This is a genomic window from Enterobacter sp. K510, from assembly GCF_055804875.1.
In genome coordinates this window covers 343,555-363,694 of sequence record NZ_JBNRLQ010000001.1, presented here as the reverse complement: position 1 = coordinate 363,694, position 20,140 = coordinate 343,555, and the positions used below count along the sequence as shown (strand labels likewise).

The 20,140-nt window shown below is 59.2% G+C and carries 14 protein-coding genes; 5 read left to right on the top strand and 9 right to left on the bottom strand.

Translation table 11 applies throughout. The annotated features are described in order from the left end of the window. Nucleotides 1-7: 7 nt before the first annotated feature. Nucleotides 8-1,066: an A/G-specific adenine glycosylase gene (gene mutY, locus ACQUTD_RS01635; RefSeq protein WP_072569791.1), complete on the bottom strand. Its 1,059-nt coding sequence runs from the start codon at nucleotides 1,064-1,066 to the stop codon at nucleotides 8-10. A 146-nt stretch (nucleotides 1,067-1,212) separates the two neighbouring features. On the opposite strand from mutY, the gene trmB reads away from it, so the two are divergent. From trmB to ACQUTD_RS01620, 3 genes are read left to right on the top strand one after another with little or no spacing between them, the layout of a single operon-like run. After that, nucleotides 1,213-1,932 (top strand): tRNA (guanosine(46)-N7)-methyltransferase TrmB, encoded by a 720-nt coding sequence (trmB, locus tag ACQUTD_RS01630; RefSeq protein ID WP_318375638.1) that lies wholly within the window; start codon nucleotides 1,213-1,215, stop codon nucleotides 1,930-1,932. Next, nucleotides 1,932-2,258 carry a YggL family protein gene (locus tag ACQUTD_RS01625; RefSeq protein ID WP_072569793.1) on the top strand — a complete coding sequence of 109 codons (327 nt, stop codon included), beginning with the start codon at nucleotides 1,932-1,934 and terminating at the stop codon, nucleotides 2,256-2,258. The genes trmB and ACQUTD_RS01625 overlap by 1 nt, the downstream gene beginning before the upstream one ends. A 56-nt stretch (nucleotides 2,259-2,314) precedes the next feature. Then, on the top strand, nucleotides 2,315-3,034 hold the full coding sequence (locus ACQUTD_RS01620; RefSeq protein ID WP_318373694.1) for a YggN family protein: 720 nt from the start codon (nucleotides 2,315-2,317) through the stop codon (nucleotides 3,032-3,034). Between the two features lie 99 nt (nucleotides 3,035-3,133). On the opposite strand, the gene rluA is transcribed toward ACQUTD_RS01620, so the two are convergent. The 6 genes from rluA to araB form a co-directional block, all read right to left on the bottom strand. Continuing rightward, nucleotides 3,134-3,793 (bottom strand): bifunctional tRNA pseudouridine(32) synthase/23S rRNA pseudouridine(746) synthase RluA, encoded by a 660-nt coding sequence (rluA, locus tag ACQUTD_RS01615; RefSeq protein WP_072569795.1) that lies wholly within the window; start codon nucleotides 3,791-3,793, stop codon nucleotides 3,134-3,136. Nucleotides 3,794-3,805: 12 nt separating this feature from the next. Then, nucleotides 3,806-6,712 (bottom strand): RNA polymerase-associated protein RapA, encoded by a 2,907-nt coding sequence (gene rapA / locus ACQUTD_RS01610; protein WP_473274621.1) that lies wholly within the window; start codon nucleotides 6,710-6,712, stop codon nucleotides 3,806-3,808. Between the two features lie 142 nt (nucleotides 6,713-6,854). Next, nucleotides 6,855-9,212, bottom strand: coding sequence for a DNA polymerase II (gene polB / locus ACQUTD_RS01605; protein WP_473274622.1), 2,358 nt, complete (start codon nucleotides 9,210-9,212; stop codon nucleotides 6,855-6,857). Nucleotides 9,213-9,288: 76 nt separating this feature from the next. Continuing rightward, the gene (araD, locus tag ACQUTD_RS01600; RefSeq protein ID WP_473274623.1) at nucleotides 9,289-9,984 is read right to left on the bottom strand and encodes an L-ribulose-5-phosphate 4-epimerase; all 696 of its coding nucleotides are present in this window, start codon (nucleotides 9,982-9,984) and stop codon (nucleotides 9,289-9,291) included. A gap of 70 nt (nucleotides 9,985-10,054) precedes the next feature. Further along, nucleotides 10,055-11,557 (bottom strand): L-arabinose isomerase, encoded by a 1,503-nt coding sequence (gene araA, locus ACQUTD_RS01595; RefSeq protein WP_072569799.1) that lies wholly within the window; start codon nucleotides 11,555-11,557, stop codon nucleotides 10,055-10,057. Between the two features lie 11 nt (nucleotides 11,558-11,568). Further along, nucleotides 11,569-13,263: a ribulokinase gene (araB, locus tag ACQUTD_RS01590; RefSeq protein ID WP_473274624.1), complete on the bottom strand. Its 1,695-nt coding sequence runs from the start codon at nucleotides 13,261-13,263 to the stop codon at nucleotides 11,569-11,571. A 337-nt stretch (nucleotides 13,264-13,600) separates the two neighbouring features. Here araB and araC point away from each other — a divergent pair, with 337 nt between their 5' ends. Next, the gene (gene araC / locus ACQUTD_RS01585; protein ID WP_473274625.1) at nucleotides 13,601-14,446 is read left to right on the top strand and encodes an arabinose operon transcriptional regulator AraC; all 846 of its coding nucleotides are present in this window, start codon (nucleotides 13,601-13,603) and stop codon (nucleotides 14,444-14,446) included. An 82-nt stretch (nucleotides 14,447-14,528) separates the two neighbouring features. Then, nucleotides 14,529-15,299 (top strand): DedA family protein, encoded by a 771-nt coding sequence (locus ACQUTD_RS01580; protein ID WP_072569803.1) that lies wholly within the window; start codon nucleotides 14,529-14,531, stop codon nucleotides 15,297-15,299. 249 nt (nucleotides 15,300-15,548) lie between these two features. On the opposite strand, the gene ACQUTD_RS01575 is transcribed toward ACQUTD_RS01580, so the two are convergent. Continuing rightward, a complete protein-coding gene (locus tag ACQUTD_RS01575) occupies nucleotides 15,549-18,116 on the bottom strand; it encodes a glycoside hydrolase family 38 N-terminal domain-containing protein (protein WP_473274627.1) in 2,568 nt (855 codons plus the stop codon). Next, on the bottom strand, nucleotides 18,113-20,137 hold the full coding sequence (locus ACQUTD_RS01570; RefSeq protein WP_473274628.1) for a DUF5054 domain-containing protein: 2,025 nt from the start codon (nucleotides 20,135-20,137) through the stop codon (nucleotides 18,113-18,115). The genes ACQUTD_RS01575 and ACQUTD_RS01570 overlap by 4 nt, the downstream gene beginning before the upstream one ends. Nucleotides 20,138-20,140 lie beyond the last annotated feature (3 nt).

Genomic DNA, 20,140 nt, shown 5'->3' with positions numbered 1-20,140 from the left:
CTCAGCGCTATACAGCGGCGCCGGTACGTAATTGCTGTAACAGGCGCTCAACGGGCGCCGCCAGTCCGACGGATTGCGGTTGCGCTAAGTTATACCAGAGACCCGCTCCTTCATCCATGCATGCGGTGAATGAGGACACGGGAAGCCACATTGGCACAATATCCAGATGGAAATGGCTGAAAGTATGGCGAAACGCCGTTAACTGGCTGAGAGTATCGGCGCTAATCTGACGTTCTGCCAGCCAGTGACGCAAACTGTCTTCATCTTCGAACTGCGGAAAGCAGAATAATCCCCCCCACAGGCCGACCGGCGGACGCTGGGCCAGAAACACCTCGTCGCCGTGCTGAAGCATCAGAAAATAGCCGGTGCGCTCCGGCAGCGTCTGCTTCGGTTTCTTACCCGGATACAGCGCCCAGCTCTCATGTTGATATGCTTCGCAGCCATTATTGAGCGGACAAAGCGAGCACTTCGGTTTTGAACGGGTGCAGACCATCGCCCCTAAATCCATCATCGCCTGATTAAAGCGCGCCACGCCTTCGGCGGGTGTCACCTGTTCGCTGATGTCCCACAGGCGTTTTTCCACCTCTTTTTTGCCTGGCCAGCCGCCGACCGCGTAGCAGCGGGCCAGCACGCGCTTCACGTTGCCGTCGAGGATCGGGAAATGTTTATTGAGCGACAGGGATAAAATCGCCCCGGCGGTAGAGCGCCCGACGCCGGGCAGCGCCGCCACTTCCTCAAAGGTGTCCGGGAACTGCCCGTGATGCAGCGTCGCCACCTGCTGCGCTGCCTTATGCAGATTGCGCGCGCGGGCGTAATAGCCAAGGCCGGTCCACAGGTGCAGCACCTCATCAAGGGGCGCATTGGCTAAATCCGTCACCGTCGGGAAACGCGCCATAAAGCGCTCAAAGTAGGGGATTACGGTGGTGACCTGCGTTTGTTGCAACATCACCTCAGAGAGCCATACTTTGTAGGGCGTTTTTTCGAGTTGCCAGGGCAGGGTTTTACGCCCGTATTTGTCATACCACTCCAGCACCTGGGCTGAAAATTGCGACGCGTTTAAGGTCAAAGCAGGGATTCCGGGTAACGATTTGGAGGAGCCAGATTGCAGCACAGCGGCACAGAGGTGTAAACCAGAAGTTTCCGGTGCTTGCATCCGGCAACTAACTTTGGATAATGCCCGTTTCCCGAACACTCTCACAAGCAGACATATTTATGAAGAACGACGTCATTTCACCGGAATTTGATGAAAACGGTCGCCCGCTGCGCCGTATTCGCAGCTTTGTCCGCCGCCAGGGGCGTCTGACGAAAGGTCAGGAGCACGCGCTGGAAAACTTCTGGCCGGTGATGGGCGTGGAGTTCACCGAAGAACCGCTGGATTTCGCTGCGCTGTTCGGCCGCGACGCGCCGGTTACGCTGGAGATAGGGTTCGGCATGGGCGCATCGCTGGTCACTATGGCGAAAGCGAAGCCGGAGCAGAATTTCCTCGGCATTGAAGTGCATTCGCCGGGCGTGGGCGCTTGTCTTGCCACCGCCCATGAAGAGGGTGTCGAGAACCTGCGCGTGATGTGCCACGACGCGGTGGAAGTGCTGCACAAAATGATCCCTGACAATTCTTTAAACATGGTGCAACTCTTTTTCCCTGACCCATGGCATAAAGCGCGTCATAATAAACGCCGTATCGTTCAGCCGCCGTTTGCTGAACTGGTAAAAAGCAAACTGAAGCTGGGTGGCGTATTCCATATGGCAACCGACTGGGAAGCCTATGCTGAACACATGCTGGAAGTGATGTCATCGCTGGACGGCTATAAAAACCAGTCCGCCAGCAATGACTATGTGCCGCGTCCTGAATCGCGTCCGGTAACCAAATTTGAACAGCGTGGCCATCGTCTTGGTCACGGCGTATGGGACTTAATGTTCGAGAGGGTGAAATAATGGCAACGAACCGTAGCCGTCGTCTGCGTAAGAAAATGCATATCGACGAGTTTCAGGAATTAGGCTTTTCCGTCGCATGGCGTTTCCCGGAAGGCACCAGCGAAGAGCAGATCGACCAGACCGTGGATGACTTCATCAACGAAGTGATCGAGCCGAACAAACTGGCGTTTGACGGCAGCGGCTATCTGGTGTGGGAAGGGCTGATTTGCAAACAGGAAATCGGCAAATGCACCGAAGAGCACCAGGCCATTGTGCGTAAATGGCTCGAAGATCGTAAGTTCGACGATGTCCGCATCAGCGAACTTTTTGACGTCTGGTGGGACTAAGTACATACCGAAAGGGCCGGCACATGCCGGCCCATTTTGTCTCTGAAGGAGTTTTTATGTTGCGCAAAACGCTGCTGGCGGCTGCCCTGACGGTAACCGCATTTACCGCACAGGCTGAATATAAATGTAGCGTCACGCCGCGTGATGACGTGGTGGTAAGCCCGCAAACCGTGCAGGTGAAAGGCGAGAACGGCAATCTGGTGATGACGCCGGACGGCAACGTGATGTTTAACGGCAAGCAATACAGCCTAAGCGCCGCCCAACGCGAGCAGGCGAAAGATTATCAGGCGGATCTGCGCTCCGCGCTGCCGTGGATCGACGAAGGTGCGCGTAGCCGCGTCGAAAAAGGCCGCGTGGCGCTTGATAACATCATCGCGAAAGAAGTGGGTGAAAGCAGCAATATGCGCGGTCGCCTCACCAAACTCGACGCGCAGTTAAAAGAGCAGATGAACCGCATTCTTGAGCGTCGCCCTGACGGCATCACCTTCCACTACAAAGCCATTGATGACGTGCGTGCTAACGGCCAGCAGCTGGTCAATCAGGCGATGGGCGGCATCCTGCAGGACAGCATCAATGAGATGGGCGCGAAAGCCGTGCTGAAAGGCGGCGGCAATCCGTTGCAGGGCGTGCTCGGCAGCCTCGGCGGGTTACAGACCGCGATCCAGAACGAATGGAAGAATCAGGAAGCTGATTTTGAACAGTTCGGCAAAGCCGTGTGCAGCCGCGTAGTGTCGCTGGAAGAGAGCCGCAAAGCGCTGGTCAGCGGGCTGAAGTAAGGTTTTCCCCTCACCCCAGCCCTCTCCCGGTGGGAGAGGGAGAAATCATCCGCCGGCTGGTCCCCTCTCCCTGGGGAGAGGGTCAGGGTGAGGGGAGTTTCAAAAATCTGCCGGCGCTTTAAACGTCATACTGTTGCCAAAAGCCGGATGGGTGATGGTCAGCATTTCCGCATGCAGTTGCAGGCGCGGGGCCATCGCCAGCGCGTCAGGTGTGGCGTAAAACCTATCGCCTAAGATGGGATGTCCCAGCGCCTGCATATGTACACGCAGCTGGTGGGAACGCCCGGTGATCGGTTTTAACTCGACGCGCGCGCTGTTATCCGCCGCATACTCCAGCACGCGATACTCCGTCTGCGCCGGTTTCCCGGTTTCATAACACACTTTTTGCAGCGGGCGATTCGGCCAGTCGCAAATCAGCGGTAAATCCACCAGGCCCTCTTCTTTCGCCGGATGGCCCCACACGCGGGCCACATACTGCTTCTTCGGCTCGCGCTCGCGGAACTGCCGCTTAAGCTCGCGCTCAGCGGCTTTGTTCAGCGCCACCACAATCACGCCGCTGGTGGCCATATCCAGACGATGGACGGACTCGGCCTGCGGATAATCGCGCTGAATGCGCGTCATCACGCTGTCTTTGTGTTCGTCAAGACGTCCGGGCACGGACAACAGGCCGCTCGGCTTGTTGACCACCATAATGTGCTCATCCTGATACAGAATGACCAGCCACGGATCCTGCGGCGGATTGTAGGGTTCCATCAACATTGCAGGCTCCGGTTACTGATGCGTCACGACGATCAAACGCAGGGCATCAAGACGCCAGCCCGCTTCGGCCAGGCTCTCCATCACCTGCTGGCGATTGCTTTCAATGGCCGCCAGTTCATCATCACGGATGTTCGGGTTGACCGCTTTCAGCGCTTCCAGACGGGAGAGTTCAGCAGAGAGCTTCTCATCCGCTTCAGTACGCGCGGCTTCGATCAGCGCTTTCGCGGCTTTTTCGATCTGCGCTTCCCCCTGTTGCAGAATGGCGTGCACGTCCTGCTGCACCGCGTTCACCAGCTTGCTGCCGGTATGACGGTTCACCGCGCTCAGCTGACGGTTAAAGGTTTCAAACTCCACCTGTGCCGCCAGGTTGTTGCCGTTTTTATCCAGCAGCATGCGCACCGGGGTGGCAGGCAGGAAACGGTTAAGCTGAAGCTGTTTCGGTGCCTGAGCTTCCACCACGTAGATCAGCTCCAGCAGCAGCGTCCCCACCGGCAGAGCTTTGTTTTTCAGCAGCGAAATGGTGCTGCTGCCGGTATCGCCGGAGAGGATCAGATCCAGACCGTTGCGGATCAGCGGGTGCTCCCAGGTGACAAACTGCGCGTCTTCACGGGACAGCGCCACATCACGTTCAAAGGTGATGGTGCAGCCATCTTCCGGCAGGCCAGGGAAATCCGGCACCAGCATATGGTCGGACGGCGTCAGCACGATCATGTTTTCGCCGCGATCGTCCTGATTAATGCCGACAATATCGAACAGGTTCATGGCAAAGCTGATCAGCGCCGTGTCGTCGTCCTGCTCTTCAATGCTTTCCGCCAGAGCCTGCGCTTTTTCGCCGCCGTTGGAGTGGATCTCCAGCAGACGATCGCGCCCCTGCTCAAGCTGGGCTTTCAGCGCGTCGTGCTGCTCGCGGCAGGATTTGATCAGATCGTCAAAGCCGTCGGTGTTTTCCGGCGCTGCCAGATAGCCGATAAGATCGGTATACACCTTGTCATAAATCGCGCGGCCGGTCGGGCAGGTGTGTTCAAAGGCGTCCAGACCCTCATGGAACCAGCGCACCAGCACGGACTGGGCGGTTTTTTCCAGGAAAGGCACGTGGATCTGAATATCATGCGCCTGACCGATACGATCCAGACGACCAATACGCTGCTCCAGCAGATCCGGGTTGAACGGCAGATCGAACATCACCAGGTTACTGGCGAACTGGAAGTTACGGCCTTCGGAGCCGATTTCCGAGCACAACAGCACCTGTGCGCCGCTGTCCTCTTCGCCGAACCATGCCGCTGCGCGGTCGCGTTCAATGATCGACATGCCTTCGTGGAACACTGCCGCACGAATGCCTTCGCGCTCGCGCAGCACCTGCTCAAGTTGCAGCGCGGTGGCGGCTTTGGCGCAAATCACCAGCACTTTCTGCGAGCGGTGGCTGGTCAGATAGCCCATCAGCCATTCGACGCGCGGATCGAAGTTCCACCAGGTGCCGGAATCACCTTCAAATTCCTGATAAATCTGCTCCGGATAGAGCATGTCGCGGGCGCGCTCTTCGGCGCTTTTGCGCGCGCCCATAATGCCGGAGACTTTGATCGCCGTCTGATACTGCATCGGCAGCGGCAGCTTAACAGTATGCAGCTCGCGCTTCGGGAAACCTTTCACGCCGTTACGGGTGTTACGGAACAGCACGCGGCTGGTGCCGTGTCTGTCCATCAGCATGTTGATCAGCTCCTGACGGGCGGATTCAGCGCCGTCACGGTTGCTGTTAGCGGTTTGCAGCAGCGGTTCAATATCCTGCTCGCCAATCAGTTCGCTGAGCGTGTTCAGCTCGCTGTCGGTAAGCGTTTTTCCTGCCAGCAGCATGGCGACCGCATCGGCCACCGGGCGATAATTATTCTGTTCTTCGACAAACTGCGCAAAGTCGTGGAAACGGTTCGGATCCAGCAGGCGCAGACGCGCGAAGTGGCTCTCCAGCCCCAACTGTTCCGGCGTCGCGGTGAGCAGCAGCACCCCCGGCACGCGTTCCGCCAGCTGTTCAATGGCGAGGTATTCGCGGCTTGGCGCATCTTCGCTCCACACCAGATGGTGGGCTTCATCGACCACCATCAGATCCCATTCGCCGTCGCACAGGTGCTCCAGGCGCTGCTTGCTGCGGCGCACGAAGTCCAGCGAGCAAATCACTAACTGCTCGGTTTCAAACGGGTTATCGGCGTCGTGCTGGGCTTCGGCGTAGCGCTCGTCGTCAAACAGGGCAAAACGCAGGTTGAAGCGCCGCAGCATTTCCACCAGCCACTGATGTTGCAGGGTTTCCGGCACCACGATCAGCACGCGCTCGGCCGCGCCGGAGAGCAGTTGCTGGTGCAGGATCATGCCCGCTTCGATGGTTTTCCCCAAGCCTACTTCATCCGCCAGCAGTACGCGCGGCGCATGGCGGCGGCCAACATCGTGGGCGATATGCAGCTGGTGCGGGATCAGGCTGGTACGCTGACCGCGCAGGCCGCTCCACGGCATCCGGTACTGTTCGCTCTGGTACTTACGCGCGCGGTAGCGCAGCGAGAAGCGATCCATACGGTCGATTTGACCGGCAAACAGACGGTCCTGCGGCTTGCTGAACACCAGTTTGCTGTCCAGCAGCACTTCGCGCAGCATGACATTCGCCTCGCCGGTATCCTGGCGTGTACCTATGTAGGCGAGGAGGCCGTTTTCTGCTTTTACTTCTTCAATATTGAGCTGCCAGCCTTCGTGGCTGGTCACTGTGTCACCTGGATTGAACATCACGCGGGTTACGGGAGCGTCGCTACGGGCATACAGGCGGTTTTCTCCGGTGGAGGAAAAAAGCAGAGTGACGGTACGCGCATCCATGGCGACAACAGTTCCAAGTCCCAGTTCGCTTTCTGTATCGCTGATCCAGCGTTGACCAAGTGTAAAAGGCATATGTATTCGGCTCTATATCTCTAATTGCAGGCAATAGTTTGACCACCGTCTGAAAGCGACGGCACATCAAAATTTGGGGCCAGGATTGGGAAGGGCGCTATGGTACTGGAAGGCACAGCTTTCGTCACCTTTTCGTCATCATTCAAAATAACCCAAGCTGGCCGGTAACAAGTGTAGCAAAATCATCGTGGAGGAAAGGCAGAATGCCGTCCGCCACCGGTTGTAGCTGTTTGGTCAGATAGTGATCGTAATCCAGCGGCGACTGCTGATAGGCCACCGGCTCCGGGCCGTTCGTCGTCCAGACGTACTTAATGGTGCCGCGATTCTGATACTGCAATGCGCGGCCCATTTTCTGGTTATGTTCATCCGCCAGCCGTGCTGCGCGGACGTGGGGCGGCACGTTGCGCTGATACTCCGCCAGCGGGCGGCGCAGGCGTTTACGGTACACCAGCCGGTCATCCAGCTCGCCCGCCATCAGCTGCGCGATGGTTTCCCGCACATAATCCTGATACGGCTCGCCGCGGAAAATGCGCAGATACAGCGACTGCTGGAACTGCTGCGCCAGCGGCGTCCAGTCGGTGCGTACCGTTTCCAGCCCTTTAAACACCATGCGCTGGCTGTCGCCTTCCTGGATCAGCCCGGCATAACGTTTCTTGCTGCCGGTATCCGCCCCGCGAATGGTCGGCATCAGGAAGCGGCAAAAATGGGTTTCAAACTCCAGCTCCAGCGCGCTGGTCAGCCCGGACTGTTGCAGATGCGTCTGCCACCAGGCGTTAACGTGCTCCACCAGCGCCTGACCGGTTTTTGCCGCCTCTTCTTCGCTGTGCGCGCCTTTCAGCCACACAAAGGTGGAATCCGTATCGCCATAGATCACATCAAAGCCCTGCGCTTCAATTAACGCTTTGGTCTGCAACATGATCTCGTGCCCGCGCAGGGTGATGGACGAGGCAAGCCGCGGATCGAAAAAGCGGCAGGCGCTGGTGCCGAGCACGCCGTAAAAGGAGTTCATGATGATCTTCAGCGCCTGGGACAGCGGTTTATTGTTGAGGCGTTTGGCCTCATCCCGCCCTTGCCAGACCTGGCCGATGATCTCCGGCAGACAGTGTTTTTCCCGTGAAAACCAGGCGTCGAGAAAGCCCGGTGTACTGTGCTGCGGATCCGGCTGCGCCATGCCTTCTACCAGCCCGACCGGATCGATGAGGAAGGTGCGGATAATGGCCGGATAAAGGCTTTTATAGTCCAGCACCAGCACCGAATCATACAGCCCTGGCCGCGAATCCATTACGTAGCCGCCGGGGCTGGCCTGCGGCGGCACGTCGCCGAGGTTAGGCGCGACGTAGCCCGCGCGGTGCATCCGCGGAATATAAAGGTGGCTGAAGGCGGCAACGGATCCGCCATGACGATCTGCCGGCAGACCGTTGACCGTGGCGCGCTCCAGCAGGAAGGGCATGATGGCGGTTTTATGGAAAATACGCGTCACCAGCTCGCAGTCTTTCAGGTTATAAGTGGCGAGAGCGGGTTTGTTTTCGGCGAAACGGCGTTCGATCTCATCCATGCGATCCCAGGGATTATCAATAGCTTTACCTTCGCCTAATAGTTCCTGCGACACCGCCTCCAGTGAAAACGACGGAAAGCTCCAGAAGGCTGATTTCAGCGCATCGATGCCGTCGATGATCAACCGGCCATTGGCCTGGGCGAAGAACACGCCGTTTTTAAAGCCGTGCTCGCGCCACTCCAGATCGGTGCTGCCGCGACCGAGCCGCAGCGGAATACCGTAACGCTCGGCATGTTTTTGCAGCACGCGCAGGTCAAACTGAACCACGTTCCAGCCGATCAGCACATCGGGATCGTGAGCGGCAAACCAGGCGTTGAGCTTTTCCAGCAGTTGCGGGCGGCTGGCGACGTATTCAAGATGAAAATCCACGCCGCTGGCGTCGCCGTTTTGCGGACCAAGCATATAGACCGTGCGCTGGCCGCAGCCTTCAAGCCCAATGCAGTACAGCTCGCCGTGGCGGGTGGTTTCAATATCCAGCGACACCCATTTCAGCGGCGGACGATAAGCGGGATGCGGCTTTAAGCGCGCATTGATCAGCGAACCGTTGTGCTCGTCGCCGTCGACCCATACCGGCGCGGTAATAAAGCGCTCCATCAGAAAACGCTCCGGCGGGCGAATATCTGCTTCATACACCGTGACGCCGCCTTCGCGCAGCAGTTTGTCGTAGCGCATCAGCTGGCGATGGGCGCGGCAATAAAGGCCGTGCACCGGCTGGCGATGGAAATCTTTCAGCGCCAGCGGCGTGAGGCGGTACTGGGATTCACCGGCGAGAATACGCTGCGCCTGCGGCACCTGTTCGGAGGGGATAAACGCCACCGATTCCTGCGGCGGCAGCACCACGTGCAGCGGCCCGTCATCCGTGGCCAGCCAGAATTCCACCTCGGTCCCTTTGGGGGTATCCCGCCAGTGCCGGGTCAGTAAAAAGCCTTCTCGCGCCTGCGCCACACCGTGCTCTCATAAAAATAAACCAGGCGTAATTATAGCCTGGTTCGGAGGTGAGTGCTGGTGTTTTATACAGGTATTACTGCCCGTAGTAGGCTTTCGCGCCATGCTTGCGCAGATAGTGCTTATCCAGCAGGGTTTGTTGCATCGCGGGCAGGTTTGGCGCCAGCTGGCGGCTGAAAATGCCCATATAGGCGACTTCTTCCAGCACGATGGCGTTATGTACCGCGTCATCGGCGTTTTTGCCCCACGCAAAGGGGCCATGGGAATGCACTAATACGCCGGGCATCTGTGCGGCATCGATACCCTGTGTCCTGAAGGTTTCGACGATGACGTTACCCGTTTCCCACTCGTATTCGCCGTTGATTTCCGCGTCGGTCATTTTGCGGGTGCAGGGGATCGCGCCGTAGAAATAGTCGGCATGGGTGGTGCCCGTCGCCGGGATGGATTGTCCCGCCTGCGCCCAGATGGTGGCGTGGCGCGAATGGGTATGCACAATGCCGCCAATGGACGGAAAAGCCTGATACAGCAGGCGATGGGTGGGCGTATCGGACGACGGTTTTTTATTACCCTCGACCACTTCACCGGTTGCAATGCTGACCACCACCATGTCTTCGGCGGTCATCACGCTGTAATCGACACCGGACGGTTTAATGACGAATACCCCGCGTTCGCGATCCACGGCGCTGACGTTACCCCAGGTGAGCGTCACCAGATTGTGCTTTGGCAGCGCCAGGTTGGCGTCCAGCACCTGACGTTTGAGATCTTCTAACATTCATCTCTCCACGCCGGATGGCGCGTTGCTTATCCGGCCTACATAAACAACGCGCCACCGGGCATTACTATTAACGTTTCGAACCGTAATACACCTCGTTCCAGCGCAGCGCGTCTTTGAACGCGGGCAGGCGGGTGTCGTTGTCGATGACCGTCAGTTCAATGCCGTGCAGTTCGCTGAACTGGCGCATATCCTCCAGATCCAGCGCATGGCTGAAGACGGTATGGTGCGCGCCGCCAGCGATGATCCAGGCTTCGGAGGCGGTTGGCAGATCCGGCTGGGCTTTCCACAGGGCGTTGGCGACCGGCAGCTTCGGCAGCGCATGCGGCGCTTCAACCGAGTCAACGCAGTTCACCAGCAGACGGAAACGATCCCCCAGATCGATCAGGCTGGCGTTGATCGCCGGACCCGTTTTGGTGGAGAAGATCAGACGGGCCGGATCGGCTTTGCCGCCGATGCCCAGATACTGCACGTCGAGGATCGGTTTTTCGTCCAGCGCGATGGTCGGACACACTTCCAGCATGTGCGAGCCAAGCACCAGATCGTTGCCGTTCTCAAAGTGATAGGTGTAGTCCTCCATAAAGGAGGTGCCGCCCGGCAGACCGGTCGCCATCACCTTCATGATGCGCAGCAGCGCCGCGGTCTTCCAGTCGCCTTCACCCGCAAAGCCGTAGCCCTGCTGCATCAGACGCTGCACCGCCAGACCCGGCAGCTGTTTTAAGCCGTGCAGATCTTCAAAGGTGGTGGTGAACGCGTGGAATCCGCCCTGTTCGAGGAAGCGTTTCATGCCCAGCTCAATGCGCGCGGCGTCGATAACGTTCTGCCGTTTATCGCCGTTGATCTGCGCCGCCGGGGTCAGGCGGTAGCTGCTTTCATATTCATCCACCAGCGCGTTGATATCGCCGTCGCTGATGCTGTTCACCACCTGCACCAGATCGCCCACCGCCCAGGTATTCACCGAGAAGCCGAATTTGATTTGCGCCGCGACTTTATCCCCGTCGGTCACCGCCACTTCACGCATGTTGTCGCCAAAACGGCACACTTTCAGATGACGGGTATCCTGTTTCGATACCGCATGACGCATCCACGCGCCGATGCGCTGCTGCGCTTTTTGATCCTGCCAGTGGCCGGTCACCACGCTGTGCTGTTGACGCATGCGCGCGCCGATAAAGCCAAACTCGCGGCCGCCGTGCGCGGTCTGGTTGAGGTTCATAAAGTCCATATCAATGCTGTCCCACGGCAGGCTGGCATTGAACTGGGTATGGAATTGCAACAGCGGTTTATTGAGGATGGTCAGGCCGTTGATCCACATTTTGGCCGGGGAGAAGGTGTGCAGCCACACCACCAGACCCGCGCATTTGTCGTCATAGTTGGCGTCGCGGCAAATCGCGGTGATCTCATCCGGGGTGGTGCCGAGCGGTTTCAGCACCATTTTGCACGGCAGCTTCGCCTCTTTATTCAGGGCATTCACTACCTGTTCCGCGTGGGTGGTGACCTGGCGCAGCGCTTCCGGGCCATACAGATGCTGGCTGCCAATCACAAACCACACTTCATAGTTATCGAATACGGTCATTTATCGTGTCCTTAATGAGTCAGAGCTGCCTGCGATGCGGATGCAGCTGAAGGGAGATAGTGTTGTTCGGCGCTTATCGCCCAGCGCTGATAGCGGCGATAAAGCTGTTCAAAGCGTTGCGCCTGGCGCGGGTCCGGTTGCAGGGTGTTTTCGATGCGGCTGGCCATCGACTGCTGGGCGGTGGGAATATCCGGGTGATCGCCCGCTGCCACGGCGGCAAAAATAGCCGCACCAAGGGCGCAGCACTGATCGGAGGCGACAATTTGCAGCGGGCGGTTCAGCACGTCGCAGCAGGCCTGCATGATGACGCGGTTTTTACGGGCGATGCCGCCCAGCGCCATCACGTTATTCACCGCGATCCCCTGTTCGGTGAAGCACTCCATAATGGCGCGCGCGCCAAAGGCGGTGGCGGCCACCAGTCCGCCGAACAGCAGCGGGGCGTCGGTGGCGAGGTTGAGATCGGTGATCACCCCTTTCAGACGCTGATTAGCATCCGGTGTGCGGCGGCCGTTAAACCAGTCGAGGATCACCGGCAGATGATCCAGCGACGGGTTATCCGCCCAGGCCTGGGTGAGCGCCGGTAACAGCTGTTTCTGGCTGGCGCGGATCTGCGTTTTCAGCTCCGGGTGTTGCAACGCCAGCTGCTCCAGCGGCCAGCCGAGAATGCGGCCAAACCAGGCGTAGATATCGCCAAAGGCGGATTGCCCGGCTTCAAGGCCGATAAAGTCCGGCACCACGCTGCCGTCCACCTGACCGCAGATGCCTTTAACGGCGCGATCGCCGACGCTCGGTTTATCGGCGATCAGGATGTCGCAGGTAGAGGTGCCGATCACTTTCACCAGCGTGTTCGGCTGCGCGCCCGCGCCCACTGCGCCCATATGGCAATCAAAGGCGCCGCCGGCAATCACCACGCTTTGCGGCAGGCCGAGGCGCTGCGCCCATTCGGCGCTGAGCGTGCCCACCGGAATATCGGCGGTATAGGTGTCGGTAAACATCGGGTAGCTGAGATGTTTGTTGATCAGCGGATCCAGCTCATCGAAGAAGCTGGCGGGGGGTAAGCCGCCCCAGCTTTCATGCCACAGGGATTTATGCCCGGCGCTGCAACGACCACGGCGAATGGCCTGTGGGCGGGTGGTATCGGAGAGCAGGGCGGGGATCCAGTCGCACAGCTCGATCCAGGAGGCGGCGGCCTGCGCCACTGCGGCGTCGGCGCGGGTCACATGCAGGATTTTCGCCCAGAACCATTCGCTGGAGTAAATGCCGCCGATATAACGGGAGTAATCCACTTTTCCGGCGGTGTGGCACAGGCGGGTGATGGCTTCGGCTTCTTCGACGGCGGTGTGATCTTTCCACAGCACGAACATGGCGTTCGGGTTGTCGGCAAACTCCGGGCGCAGCGCCAGTACGCGACCTTCGGCATCAATTGGGGCAGGGGTGGATCCGGTGCTGTCCACGCCAATGCCGCTGACCTGCGCGCGCTGCTCTGCGCTCAGTTCCGCCAGCACGCTTTTCAGCGCGGCTTCCATCGATTCGATATAGTCGCGCGGGTGGTGGCGGAACTGGTTATGAGGAGCGTCGCAATAACGCCCTTCCTGCCAGCGGGGATACCATTCGACGCTGGTGGCGATCTCCTCGCCGCTGACGCTGTCCACGGCCAGGGCGCGAACCGAATCGCTGCCAAAATCGAGGCCAATTGCAATTGCCATCGTGTTACTCCATCAAGAATAAGCGTATGGAGAAACATTAGAGACAGACGCCGGAAAGGGTCAGGCAGGATCCGCTAATCTTATGGATAAAAATGCTATGGCATGGCAAAGTGTGACGCCGTGCAAATAATCAATGTGGACATTCCGCCTGGCTTTATAGACACTTTTGTTAAGCCTTTTTTGCCGGTGCGTGGAAACAAAACCGGGCAAAGTGCTTTTATCTGGCGGGGTTGGTGAAGGCTGTTTTACCTGCGGAAGGCACCGCCGGGGGATTTGATGATACAAATCACAATATGGACAATTGGTTTCCTTTAATGACATCCGGAGTATTGCCATTATGGCTGAACCGCAAAACGATCCGCTGCTGCCTGGCTACTCTTTCAACGCGCATCTGGTGGCGGGTTTAACGCCCATTGAGGCAGATGGTTACCTGGATTTTTTCGTTGACCGCCCGCTGGGCATGAAGGGCTATATCCTCAACCTGACGGTGCGCGGCGAAGGCATCATCAATAACAATGGCAAAGAGTTTATCTGCCGTCCCGGCGACATTCTGCTCTTTCCGCCCGGCGAGGTGCACCATTACGGGCGGCATCCCGATGCGCGGGAGTGGTATCACCAGTGGGTCTATTTCCGGCCGCGCGCCTACTGGCATGAATGGCTGGCGTGGCCGACGATTTTCGGTCAGACCGGGATTTTCCGCCCGGACGAGGCGCATCAGGCGGCATTCAGTGAGCTGTTCGACCAGATTATCCATGCCGGGCAGAGCGCCGGGCGCTACGCCGAGCTGCTGGCGATCAATCTGCTGGAGCAGGTGCTGCTGCGCCGCATGGAAGCCATTAATGAATCCCTGCATCCGCCGCTGGACAACCGCGTGCGCGATGCCTGCCAGTACATCAGCGATCACCTTAGCGACAGCCATTTTGACATCGCCAGCGTCGCTCAGCATGTCTGCCTGTCGCCGTCGCGGTTATCACACCTGTTCCGCCAGCAGCTGGGCGTCAGCGTGCTGAGCTGGCGCGAGGATCAGCGCATCAGCCAGGCCAAGCTGTTGCTCAGCACCACGCGGATGCCTATCGCCAGCGTCGGGCGTAACGTCGGCTTTGAAGATCAGCTCTATTTTTCCCGCGTGTTTAAAAAATGCACCGGGGCCAGTCCGAGCGAGTTTCGTGCCGGATGTGAATGAAACGTAAATGAAACGAAAAGAGATGTCCGGTGGTCTGAGTTAACCAGTAAACTACTTATCAGATCATTTAATCGGGCAGGTTATGCAGGCATTTCTGGAACATTTTATTACGCAGTCGGCGGCGTATTCCCTTATCGCCATTGCGCTGGTGGCCTTTTTTGAGTCGCTGGCGTTAGTCGGGCTGATTTTACCCGGCACGGTGATGATGGCGGGGCTTGGGGCGCTGATTGGCAGCGGCGAGGTCAATTTCTGGTATGCATGGCTGGCGGGCATCGTCGGCTGTCTGCTGGGCGACTGGATCTCCTTCTGGCTCGGCTGGCGCTTTAAAAAACCGCTGCACCGCTGGTCTTTTTTAAAGAAAAACAAAGCGCTGCTGGATAAGACCGAGCATGCGCTGCATCAGCACAGCATGTTTACCATTCTCGTCGGGCGTTTTGTCGGGCCGACCCGGCCGCTGGTGCCGATGGTGGCGGGGATGCTGGATCTGCCGGTGGTGAAGTTCATCCTGCCCAATATTATCGGCTGCGTGTTCTGGCCGCCGTTCTACTTTTTGCCGGGCATTCTGGCAGGCGCAGCCATTGATATTCCCGCGGATGAGCAGAGCGGGGGCTTCAAATGGCTGCTGTTGCTGGCCGCGGTGCTGCTGTGGCTGGCGGCCTGGATGTGCTGGCGGTTGTGGCGCAGCGCGAAGGCCAGCCCCGACAAGCTGACGCGCTTTCTGCCGCGCGCCCGTCTGCTGTGGGTAGCGCCGCTGCTGCTGGGTGTGGCGGTGGTGGCGACGGTGGTGGTGATCCGCCACCCGCTGATGCCGGTGTATGTGGATATTCTCGGCAAGGTCGTCAGGGGGCATTGACGGGGCATTGCCGGGTGGCGGCTGCGCCTTACCCGGCCTACATGAACATCGTTGTTTCAGGTTTCGTAGGCCCGGCAAGCAACGCGCCGCCGGGCAACACGGCCCAATTTACACGAACATCATTGCTTCAGGTTTCGTAGGCCCGGCAAGCAACGCGCCGCCGGGCAACACGGCCCAATTTACACGAACATCATTGCTTCAGGTTTTGTAGGCCCGGCAAGCGACGCGCCGCCGGGCAACAGGGTGCCGTTATTCTACCCGCACATTCACATGCCCGAACGGGGGCACCTGATGAACGGCTAGCGGTTCGCCCAGCGCATTGCACGTCTGCCACGTCTCCGGCACGGTTAGCGGGTACTCACCAGGGTTAAACAGTCTGACGATAATCCCGCCATACAGCACATCCACGCCGCTGACCGCCAGCCCCTCGGGAATATCGTTCAGCAACTGCCGCACCCGCACCGGCTGCGCCGGTAAAAACACGTCGAAATTATCCAGCCGCTGCACGCATTTTTCGTCACCCTGCCATTGCCAGAGCGTCGGGTTAACCCAGAAGCGCTGGGCGCAGGCCACCCGCTCATCGGCGGCAAGCGGCGTCAGACAGAGCGCAAAATCAAAGCTCAGCACTCCCGGCAGTTCCGCTTCCGGCGTCGCCAGCCGCTGACCCGAGGCGCGTCCCGGCCGCCACAGCAAATCATCTTTGCCCAGTTGCGATGCCCCGCGAAACAGCGTTACGCGCAGCAGGCGATCCTCGTATTCATACTCTTTCAGGCCACGGGCGAAAAAATGAAAGTCGTCGTGGGCGCGCAGCTGGTGCATAAAAGGCTCAATGTCCACCGGCCGCTCGGTGAAATCTGTCCGCGCACTGTCCGGCTGGTTCTGGCGGGTGATCCAGCCGAAGGGCATATCCGCCTGCACCGCGGCGATGGGCGTGCCGGTATCGAAAACCAGCTGCATCCGGTGCTCGCGTACCTGATTATCCACCGTCAGGTGAAAACGGATCAGCGCCTCTTCCAGCGTCACGGTCAGCGTCACCGCCACGGCCTTCAGATGCTCGCTGCGCCCGGTGCGCTGCGAATTCAGGCACTCCGGCAGCGACAGCAGGCTGGCGACGATCATCTCCTGTTTTGCCGGATGCTGCTTCACCGAAACCAGCTCCATCCAGCCGGAACGTAATTCCACGTCCCCCGCCAGCGGCGAGAAGTCATACAGATCGCCGTCATTACCCAGATCGCTCAGCTGGAGCAGCCGGGTCAGCGTGCGCGGGCGGCGCTTATCCACCAGGCACAGATTCTGATCCTGCCAGCTGATGCGGTAGTGGGCGTTCTCGATAAAGGTCTGGCGCAGGGACTGCATCCACGGCATCGCCGCAGGTTCATTGTGCTGCACAAAAAACAGCGCCATCCCCAGCGGCGGCACAGGCGCATGGAGAATATCCACCCGGTTTCGGTAGTAATAATCCGTTGAAAAGGTTTCCACCTCGCCGTCTGGCGTCAGCAGCACCGCCCGCGGTTTACGGATTTTTTCCTGCGCCAGCAGAATGAATTCCACCGGCAGACCCTGTTCATCCACCAGCCGGAACCCAGGCGTCGGCGTGATCAGCACCTGATTGTGTACGCAGAGGGTGGGCGCGCCCGTGCCGTTGACCAGCAGAAAACGGTAGTCCCGATCCGCCGCCAGGTTTGCCAGCAGCAGACGGGCGTGCAGGCTGAACAGCGCCTCGCCGATCTGCCGGGCGTGGGCGCAACGGGCCAGCACGTCGCGGTTGGTTTCATCGCTGTTGCAGCCGCCCATGCTGTCGTGGGCGTGGGACTCCAGCAGCATACGCCAGGCTTTTTCCAGCATCGCCTCGCTACAGGCCAGCCCGTTCAACCGCGCCAGCGCCAGCAGCGGTTCGGTCTGATGGATCAGCTGCGTTTCCGCATCGTCGTTCGCCCGTTTAATGTCGTAGCGCGAGGAGCCAATGGTTTTATGCACCCTGGACAGACGTGGACGGCGGAACTCCCCCTGCCATAGGGGGAGGTCTTCCTCGTTCAGCGCTGCGAAGTAATCCTCATAGCTGCTGAGGATAAATTCATCCTCGCTGTGCGCATTCAGCTCCGTGATAAGCCTCGCGAAATCCCCGTCGCAGCTGACCTGATCGCCGCCAATGGGACACAGCAGATGGCGGCAGGGAGTGAGCTGTTTAAGCCGGGCGATCAGCGGGAAGGTTTCTGTCTCAACATGCGATAGCGAGAAACTACGCCAGCGGCCGCCGCGCTCCGGGTGCGCCAGCGAATAGCCAAACGGCATGATAGCCGTGGTCACGCAGTCGCCACTGGCCGCCTGCCAGCGCATTTCCGTCGCGCCCATCACCTCAGGATCGTAGCCCCGGCGCAGCAAAATATGCCGCAGGCCGAACGCCGCCGCCAGCTGCGGCAACTGCGCCGGGCTGCCGAAGGTATCCGGTAAATAGAGCACATCCATGCAGCCGCCTGCCGCGCGGGCAAGCTCAATGCCGATGCGCAGATTGCGGAACACGGATTCGGTGCTGATGCTGAACAGATCCGGCTGCGTATACCAGGGGCCGATCAGCAACCGACGCTGGCGCACCAGCGTCGTCGCCCGTTCGGACATCTCCGGTTTGAGCTGTAAATAATCCGCCAGCAGCGAGCTTTGCCCGTCCAGGTGATACACCAGTTCCGGATGGTTTTCTAAGGCTTCAATCGCCTCCGTGAAGGCTTTCAGGGCGAACACCTGGGTATCGAGGGTGGTGAAATACCACTCCCTGTCCCAGTGGGTGTGGGATACCGCGTGAATAATGCGTTTGTCGTTCATTGACTTTCCTTGTCGCTGGCCATTTCCAGCAGGTATTCGGCATGAATATCCTCGCCGTACCACATCGGGAAATTGGTGCCCCAGATATTGTTATACAGGTGGGCGAAAACCCCTTCCGGCTCGTCATGCGGCTCGCCAAACCACAGAATGCGCGGCTCATGCAGGGCGACCAGCGGCGCGTCGAGCGGCTGGAATTGCCAGTCGGGGGTGAAAACGCGCTCGACGCCGTGCAGATTGCGGTTGCCGTTGCGCGCCACCTGCTGCCAGTCGATGGTCTGGCCGATTTTGCGGCACTGACTGCGGGATTTATCGATAAGCCCGAATTGCAGCCAGATCTCCTCCGGCAGGCGGTTCGCCTGTTTACCGATAATGGATACCTGATAGCGAATGGCGGGTCGATGTTTACTAAAACGCCAGCTGTGCCGCACTTTTTCCGGCAGCCGCAGCACCATGCCCGCCTCGTTTTGCACAAAGCGCGCCTCGATAAACAGCTGATACTCGTCCGGCGTCTCCTCCACGCGCACCTCATGCAGCCGCAGCGTGGCGCAGCGGGAAGACACGGGCGCGGCGGTCAGCTCCAGCCCCGGTTTGGTAAAGTCGGCTATCGCCCAGTCGCGGGTGGTAGTCAGATTTTGCAGATAATGTCTGGCGAAGCGCTGGTAGTCGTCATCGCTTACCTGCCGGTAAATCACTCTGCCCAGTGGCGCGGCAGAGAACACCTTACCGCCGACGCTCAAAGTACTGAGGCTGCCATCATCGGCAATATAGAGATGATAATCGCCGAAAGTGCGTGAACGTCGGTTGACGATAATGCCCTCCATGGCGACGGGGGAGAGGGGGATAAATTTCTCTGTTATCGCAGGCGGCAGACAGGCGAGGGCGTTATCGATGTAATCGCGCTGCTCCTGCCAGGAGGCGGCGATGTTGTGATAGCCTGGCGCACTGCGGTGCGGCAGACGCGCGGCAAATTCGCCGATAAAGCGGTATGGCTCCGGGATGCCGTTTTCCACACGATCCGCCTGCCGCGCCACGTCAAATTCGCCGGGCAGGTAGTGGTTATAATCCGCCAGATGCAGCTTGAGATCCATCCCCCAGGTGTGCTCCGGCACCATGATCAGCTGCGCCATCGCCTGACGATACGCCTCGCTGGCGGCAGAGATCCGCCCGGCGGACACCTCCTCTGCCAGCAATCGCACCAGCCGCAGATAGCGGCTGACCTTGCCCGGATCGGTCGCCAGTCCGTGATTCCAGGTGTCGCCAATTTCACTGTCGATTACCGGTAACTGATGTTTGATGGTTTCCACGCGGGCAGCAAACGCATCCAGCGTGGAGGCGCTGACCTCGGCGTCGGGATAACGCGCGTGGTAGCGGGCGAGAGTGGCATAAACCTGCGCGGCGTCGGGCGGGGCGCAGTTATCGGCGGCGTGACAGAACACCAGTAACTCGTCGAGCGGCTCGCACCAGTATTCGTTGCCATAGCCTCCTGGCGAATAGTTGACGATAATTTCCGCCTCCCCGAGTCGCCAGCGGAACAGCCGCGGCACGTCCGGTGCGGTGGAGGCTTCATTAACGCCGAGGTGCAAATAAGCGATACCGGCCTCGGCCAGCCAGGGGATGATCGCCTGGGTATAGCCGGGCACGTCGGTCATTTTGGCGGCAATAGTGCGCTTATTGAAACGCAGATCCAAATCCATCGCATAGTCGAGCCCGGATTGCAGGGTGCCGGCGCTGAGCAGTTCGCTGTGGGAAGTAAAAGGCAGGCCATGCCAGACGATGTCGCCGCGCAGGATGGCGTCAGTCAGCGCTCGTCGCCCCTGGTCGTCTGCCGTCTGTAAGAAGCGGGTGATAAGCCAGGCCCCGCAGGTCCAGATAAAGTTTTTCGTCCCCGGCCGGTTCACCTTCTGCGCCAGCTGGATCACCGCCGGGATAAACTCATGCAGGTATTTATCTTCGACGGTGCGGGCCAGATCGGTAAAGCCAATATCCAGATGCGTTTTGTAGATGATATGTACACGTTGCACGGG

Coding starts and splice junctions, on each gene's coding strand:
- araA (WP_072569799.1), bottom strand. CDS start 11,557: ATGACCGTATTCGATAACTATGAAGTGTGGTTTGTGATTGGCAGCCAG.
- ACQUTD_RS01620 (WP_318373694.1), top strand. CDS start 2,315: ATGTTGCGCAAAACGCTGCTGGCGGCTGCCCTGACGGTAACCGCATTT.
- rapA (WP_473274621.1), bottom strand. CDS start 6,712: ATGCCTTTTACACTTGGTCAACGCTGGATCAGCGATACAGAAAGCGAA.
- araC (WP_473274625.1), top strand. CDS start 13,601: ATGGCTGAACCGCAAAACGATCCGCTGCTGCCTGGCTACTCTTTCAAC.
- araB (WP_473274624.1), bottom strand. CDS start 13,263: ATGGCAATTGCAATTGGCCTCGATTTTGGCAGCGATTCGGTTCGCGCC.
- ACQUTD_RS01580 (WP_072569803.1), top strand. CDS start 14,529: ATGCAGGCATTTCTGGAACATTTTATTACGCAGTCGGCGGCGTATTCC.
- ACQUTD_RS01575 (WP_473274627.1), bottom strand. CDS start 18,116: ATGAACGACAAACGCATTATTCACGCGGTATCCCACACCCACTGGGAC.
- rluA (WP_072569795.1), bottom strand. CDS start 3,793: ATGTTGATGGAACCCTACAATCCGCCGCAGGATCCGTGGCTGGTCATT.
- araD (WP_473274623.1), bottom strand. CDS start 9,984: ATGTTAGAAGATCTCAAACGTCAGGTGCTGGACGCCAACCTGGCGCTG.
- trmB (WP_318375638.1), top strand. CDS start 1,213: ATGAAGAACGACGTCATTTCACCGGAATTTGATGAAAACGGTCGCCCG.
- ACQUTD_RS01625 (WP_072569793.1), top strand. CDS start 1,932: ATGGCAACGAACCGTAGCCGTCGTCTGCGTAAGAAAATGCATATCGAC.